The 2,214-nt window shown below is 60.6% G+C and carries 1 protein-coding gene and 1 pseudogene; both read left to right on the top strand.

The window, feature by feature from the left end; all coding sequences use genetic code 11:
• The first annotated feature begins 745 nt into the window (after positions 1-745).
• Entirely contained in the window at positions 746-1,207 is a 462-nt protein-coding gene (locus tag CQ13_RS10860) for a YfbU family protein (protein ID WP_057842904.1), read from the top strand.
• 302 nt (positions 1,208-1,509) lie between these two features.
• A pseudogene (locus CQ13_RS10865) lies at positions 1,510-2,038 on the top strand (transposase); the annotation flags it as partial.
• Positions 2,039-2,214 lie beyond the last annotated feature (176 nt).

Genomic DNA, 2,214 nt, shown 5'->3' on the forward strand with positions numbered 1-2,214 from the left:
TCGACAACCTCGTCGTCGATCGGCAGGCACTGCAGAACCGACTGAGGGGCTGATGTGGATGCGCCCCGTCCTGTACGGGTGGCGATCTCCAGGATTAGGGGGGCGGCCTTTGGCCGTCCTCTGCAGCAAGTCGGCGACTCCGAATCCGCTTGCTCGCGCAGTAAATCTGGCCGTGGCGTTGGCAATGCCCCACGACAGCTGTGTTATCGCCGATAATCGCCTGACCGGCGCGAGCGATTGAGGATGACGAGATGCTGCGGCTCGAATTGGCCGACCTTGTGGAAGGCGGTTGATCGAGCGACACCGCGGCATTGATCGGACATTACTGGCCGGATCAGTCACCAAAAGGCCGCCTGATGCGGGCTTGCCATTTGATCCGTAAACCAACAGCAGTCGTTCAGACATGGGCGGCATGGTGACCAACCAATCCTGGTAGGTGCGTCGCGCGTCTTTCGGGTGATACAATCCGGCGGCAAGCTCTGGCTGCCCTCCCAGGGCGGCAGGTCAGCGTAGCAAGCTGAGGCGGTGGCCGGCTGTTAAAGTTGGCGGCGCGCGGTAGGGACGGCGCTTGCGGCACGCCCCAGCGCCGAGTCACGTCGCCACTGACTTCTCTGGCAGCGCGGGCGCGATAGGGACAGCGTCGGCTCTTCTCACACGTTCACCGACGCCCAAGTTACGCCCGCGCTGCTTCCAGTTGGCTGCGAGATGAAATACCATCCGTCTCGACCAGCAGGAGAATCTGGCCATGAAGCTTAGCGATGGCGAGAAATTAATCCTCTTAATGCTTTGCGATATGTACAAAGCGATGAAGCTCAAGGGTGAGTTCGATCCGTGCTTCATTGCAATACGATTTACGGCGGCCATCTGTGGAGGTTCCGATTGGGAGCGGAGCGGCATTCCATTCGAGCACTCCGAAGCTCCGCGAGAGGTCCGCGAGACTTGCGACTACTTGGAGATGTGGCGGTTCCTTGAGAGCGGTTACCATGCTCTTTCGGAGAAGGACAAGGAACAACTAGCGAGCGACCTCGGTCCGTTCGGAAAGAGCGTCAAGTTCCCGGGCTTCGATGGCAAAACCGAGCCGCATTTCCTCGTTGCCCACTACATCAACATAAGGCACGGATTTGAGCACTTCAAAAGGACGTCGACTCAATTCGCGTCATCCCTCCGTCGACGGATACGGGTGTGCCCGCACCCGGACAATCGGTAAGACCGATAAAGGCGGGCGAGGTTTGCTAGCAGTTGAGACCGTCTAAGCGCGGGCGCCCTCGAAGATCGTCGCGGCATCGAGCGCGACAGGCGGCGCGACCAAACAACAGCCGGCGTGGAGGGGTGCGGGCAGCCAACAAATCGCCGCAAGGTAATGCGCGCCTTCAAGATCACTGTCAACTCTGCCAAGTTCAACTCGCGACTATGGAGGCTGGCACGCATTGGCTCGAAAACTTGATGCATGCGCTTGTATCGCGGAATTGCGCGGGGCAAGCAGGCGATGTCCGATCACCAATCGGAACGGCCGACGCGGAGTTCCATGGCCAGAAACGCTCGAACGACACCCGTGCTTCGACACCGATCCCGATGTCAGGCTCTACCGCAAGGGTAAAGGCAAGGAGACGAAGCTGTGCTTCATCGGCCATGGGCTGATGGAGAACCGCCACGGTCTGCTGGTCGACGCCTGCCTGACGCAGGCCGACGGGCATGCCGAACGGGTGGCCGCGCTGCACATGATCGAGCCGCATGCCGACCGGCCGACAGCGATCACGCTTGACGCGGACAAAACCTACGATGCAAGACTTCGTTAACGAGCTGCGGTCGATGAACGTGCCGCCGCATGTTGCGCAGAACACGAGCGGCCGCAGTTCCGCGATCGAGGGGCGAACAAACCGGCACGGCGGATGCCATCAGCCAGCGCATCCGCAAGCGCATCGAGGAGGCATTCGGCTGGATCAAGACAGTCGCCGGGCAGGAGAAGACCAGCTTCCGTGGCCGTGATCGCGTCGCATGGGCTTTTACCTTCGCTGCCGCCTGTCATTCGGCCCTTTAATTGCAGTTTGTTGTCAAGCTTACATTTCTGAACTCGCCCACGGCACGGTGGTAGTGCTCGCGCCGTCGGAGCTGGTCCGGATTGCGGAGACGGCGCGGGCGCGGCTGATACTTGCCCTGCCTGCGCATTCCAGGGATGGTGATCAGGTGTTCCAGGCGATGGTGATCACGGATTCC

Origin of the sequence: Bradyrhizobium retamae, assembly GCF_001440415.1 — a bacterium.
Lineage (GTDB): Bacteria > Pseudomonadota > Alphaproteobacteria > Rhizobiales > Xanthobacteraceae > Bradyrhizobium > Bradyrhizobium retamae.

Bases quoted from the DNA above. Each gene is read 5' to 3' on its own strand.
- CQ13_RS10860 (WP_057842904.1), top strand. From the start codon at position 746: ATGAAGCTTAGCGATGGCGAGAAATTAATCCTCTTAATGCTTTGCGAT.